Below are 4585 nucleotides of genomic sequence, written 5' to 3'. Positions count from 1 at the left end.
CCCTCGGCGTGCGCGACACCGGCTGGACGGTCCTCGGCGCGGACGCCGCCGACCCGGCCGCCCGGACGGCCCGAGACACCCGGGCGCCGGCCCCGGTGCGGGCCGCCACCTGGGCGGAGGCCGCCGAACTGCGCCGTACCCTCCGGCGGTCCGGCAGCCACGACCTGCGCCTGGCTCCCGACACGCCGGACCTCACCGCCGCGGACCCCGCGGGCCCGGACCCCACGGCGGTCGACGACCGCGGCACCCGGACCGCCGCCGGGCGGACCCGCACGGACGCCGGGACCGCAGAGCCGCACCTCAAGACCGACGAGAACACCGCCGGAGGCACCCGTTGAGCGGCCTTACCTTCCTTTCCTGGGTCCGCGAAGGACTCGCCGCCGCCGGCGGGACGCCCGACACCGGGGCCGGTGACATGGACGCACGCAACCATGTCGTGCTGCGTCCCCGGCTCACCGGCCGCGCCCCGGTGACCGTGCCCGCCCGCCTGCTCGGCCCCGGGGACGTCACCGGTGTCGACGCGGCGCAGGTCGTGCGGACCTTCCCCGCGCCCGGCACCTCCGACGCGGAACCGCACCTGTTCCCCGCCGTCGAGTTCGACCGCCCCGACCTGCCGTGGATGTTCACCCCGGCCGGAGCGGGCGAGCAGGACCGGCTGCGGCCCTGGCTGGTGCTGGTGGTGGTGGAGGCGGACCGTGCCGCCCTGCTGCCCGCGGCCGCCGCCCTGCCCGTGCTGCGCTGCGCGGTCGACCGGCTGCCCGACCTCGCCCAGTCCTGGGCCTGGGCCCATGCCCAGGTCACCACGGAGGACGGCGACGGCCCGGAGGAGGTGGACCGGCTGCTCGCCCAGGAACCGGACCGCACCCTCTCTCGGCTGATCTGCCCCCGCCGGCTGCGTCCGCACACCCGGTACCTGGCCGCCGTGGTCCCCGCCTTCGAGGCCGGACGCCTCGCGGGCCTGGGCCTGCCCGTCCCCGAGGGCCCCCTCACCCCGGCCTGGCCGCCCACCGACGGCGCGGAGGCGGGGCAGCCGGCCGAGATCGACCTGCCCGTGTACCACCACTGGAGCTTCGGCACCGGCCAGGACGGGGACTTCGAGTCCCTGGTCCGCGCCCTGAGCCCGCGCGCCCTCCCCGGCGACGTCGGCACCCGCCCCATGGACGTCGGCGCCGCCGGGCACGGCCTGCCCGCCCTCCCCGACGGGCATCCCGGCCGCCTGCTCGACATGGAGGGGGCCCTGCGCGGCGCCGGGACCGACGCCCGGTCCTGGGACAAGGACACCGCCGCCGCCTTCCGCACCGCCTACACCGACGTGCTCGACACCGGTCCCGACGGGGCGGAACTCACCCCGCCGCTCTACGGCGGCGCCCAGGCCGGCCGCACGGAGCTGCCCTCCCCACAGGCCGGCCCCACCTGGCTGCGTGAACTCAACCTCGACCCCCGGCACCGCTCCGCGGCCGCGCTCGGCGCCGAGGTGGTGCGCCGCCACCAGGAGGACCTGGTCGCCGCGGCCTGGGACCAGGCGGCCGAACTGCGGCGCGCCAACGAAACCCTGAGACAGGGCCAGCTGGCCCGCACCGTCAGCGACCGGCTGCACCGCCGGCTCCCCGGGGCCACACCTCTCGGCACCCCGGCCGCCGACGACGCGGCCGACGCACGGCTCCTGCAGATGACCGCCGCCGCCCGCGCCGCCGTCCGCTTCGGCTCCGGCACCGCCGCCGGCGAACTGGCCCGCAACAAGGAGGCCGCCGCCGCCCTCGATCCCGCCCTGCGGCGACTGCTGCGCCCCGGTGGCCCGGTCGCCCGCCGCGCCGCCGCCACCGGAACCCGGCCCGCGGGCGCCGACACCGCCGTCACCGGCCTGGCCGCCGCACTGGCCCGCCGCACCGAGCGGGCGGTGCCGGAACTGGCCACCCCACCGGGACTCAGCGGAGTGGACGACCTGCCCGGCGAGGAGGACTTCGACTCACTCACCGAGGACCGGCTCACCACCCGCTGGTGGGAGAAGAACCCCACCACCCCGAGGGAGGGCGTCGACCCCGTCACCCCGGTGATCCGCTGGGTCGGAGCCGGCCTGAGCAACAGGGTCTTCGTGGTCACCACCGACGGCCGGCTCATGTCCCGGGTCACCCAGGGCGGCCAACCCGGCTGGGTCGACCACGGCACACCACCCGGCACCACCGCCTCCTCGTCCCCGGTCGCCTGCCAGGACCTGCACATCTTCGTCACCGGCGCCGACGGCACCCTGCGCCAGCTCTTCTGGGACGGCGACCGCTGGGTGTGGCTCGACCACGGCAAGCGCGGCACCGCCCCGCTGAACGGCGGTGACGGCGCGCTCGCGGCCGTCGTCCGCCGCAACCCTCCCAGTGGCCCGAGCACCAACCAGTACCTCAACCAGACGGTCTACTGCACGGACGGCGACGGCTTCCTGCACGCCCTCAAGGGCAAGGGGTCGAGCTGGAACTGGGAGACCGGCCGCAAGCCCGACGAGCGGCGCATCAGCGGCGTCCGGGTGGTCGGCCCCTGGGCGCTCAACCTGCTCGACACCGACGGCAAGCTGTTGCGGTGGGCGGACGAGGGCGCCGGCTGGGCCGCCACCCCCGTCAACGGCTTTCCGCTGCCCCAGGTCTTCGACGTCTGGCGGGGCGTGCCCGACGGCACCGGCGCCGCCAGGAACATGGGCTCGGGCGTGGACGGAGTCCTCCGGATCAGCACCAAGGCGCCCCTGCTCAACTACCTCGTCTGGCAGCCCGTCCAGGGCGCGCCGGGCGTCGCCGGGATGCCCGGCCGCACCAGCGACAACCGGACCCTGGTCTGCACCGCCGACGCGCGCATCCTGGCCGTGGCCTTCTCCAACACTCTCGACAGCGTCACCGTCGGCGGCGGCCGCATACCCGGCGTGCCCGACCAAGGCCTGATCGCCACCGTCTCGGGCAACGTCGTCCACGCCGTCGCCGGCGGGGAGCTGTGGCACGCCGACCTCGGCGGCGACAACAGCTGGCGCAACCTCGGCCGCCCCGTCTTCGGCGGCAAGGGCGCCATGGAGGCCGCCCCGCCGCAGGACATCCGCTGGCGGCCCCAGCTCGGCTTCTTCTCCAACCTCCTGGTCGGGCATGTCGACGCCCCGGCCGGCGCCAACACGCCCTACCTGCGGGTGGGCCGGGCCACCGACTTCGACGCCACGGTCCGCGGCGGATGGTCCCTGAAGACGGGACGCGGCGGATGGATGACCCACGAGGTCACCCAGGGCTTCGGCGTCGCCGCCGCCGACATGGACAAACCGAACAACGGCCGCCCCGACGTGGTGCTCTTCTGGATCGAGGAGACCCGCAACGGGAACACCGACGGCAACTTCGGCCGCTACGCCATCGGCCGCGACCTCGACGCCAACGGCGACCCGACCCGCTGGGTGGGTCCGGTCGCCATGCCCAGCCCGATGTCCACCCCCACCGGCTCCGGCGGCGCGCTCACCGAGTACGTGCACGTCGGCGGGGGAAGCTGCACCCTCGCCGACCTCGACGGCGACGGCAACCAGGAACTGATCGTCGTCTACCTCGGCGGGTTCACCGGCAACCGCCGCCTCTTCCTGCGGATCGGATGGAACATCGACCCTGACACCGGCCTCGCCCGGGGCGGCTGGGAGGACTCCGTCGAGATCCCCTGGCCCGGCCGGCCCTCGGACACCGCGCCGCGGGTGCGCGCCGTGGACGTCGCGGTCGCCGACCTGGACCACGACCTGCGCCCCGAGCTGATCGTGATGCTGATGGAGGAGAACGGGGGCCAGGTCACCGGCTCCTACCGGGTCGGCTGGAAGATCAACGCCCGTGGCAGGGTCACCGGCGGCTGGAGCAATCCCCGCGCCATCCCCGGCAGTTGGCCGGCCGTCGCCGGCGCCGGCATCGCCGTCGCCGACTTCTCGGGCAGCGAGAAGCCCGACCTGGCCGTCCTGGTCGTGGAGGACGGCCCCACCGAGAACTCCGCGACCTACCGCATCGGCTGGGACGTCGAGGGCGCCGCCGGACCCCGCGCCTGGTCCGACGCCATGCCCGCCCATCAGGGCGCCTGGTACGGCTGGCTCAACGAGGGCGCCGGCCTGGCCGTCGTCGACCTGCCCGGCTCCACCGCCCAGCGGCGCAGCACCATCACCTCCAACTTCCGCACCGCCGCCAAGGCCCACCAGCGCGCCCTGCTCGCGGCCCAGGCCCGCGCCGTCCAGGGCGACGAGCCCGCCGTGCCGCTCAGCGGAGTCGCCGACGCGGTCCGCGACGCCACCGACCCGGAGCGGGCCGTCACCGGCCGGGTCGCGGCCCGGATCGACGGGGCGGACCTGCTCGGCGGCGCCCTGCCCGACCCGCTCGGCCCGCTCCTCGCCCCGCCCTCGTTCGACCGGCCGATGGCCGAACTCCTCACCGAGCTCGGCGCCGACCACCTGCTGCCCGGAGCGGAGAACGTCCCGCCCGAGACGGTCACCCTGCTGCGCGCCAACGGGCCCTTCATCGAGGCGTTCCTGGCCGGCGCCAACCACGAGCTCGGCCGGGAGCTGCTGTGGCGGGGGGGCCCCACCCCCCCGGCCCCCCCCCCCCTC

2 protein-coding genes are annotated in these 4585 nt (G+C 76.1%); both read left to right on the top strand.

The features are described 5' to 3' along the window. A partial coding sequence (locus tag ACOV8S_RS32270) for a hypothetical protein (RefSeq protein WP_448322131.1) occupies nucleotides 1-338 on the top strand: 338 nt, incomplete at its 5' end. Beyond that, on the top strand, nucleotides 335-4585 hold a 4251-nt coding region (locus ACOV8S_RS32265; RefSeq protein WP_448322129.1), incomplete at its 3' end, for a hypothetical protein. The genes ACOV8S_RS32270 and ACOV8S_RS32265, both read left to right, overlap by 4 nt.

The sequence above is a fragment of the Streptomyces sp. CO7 genome, from assembly GCF_053474865.1.
This window is presented reverse-complemented; position numbering and strand designations above follow the sequence as displayed.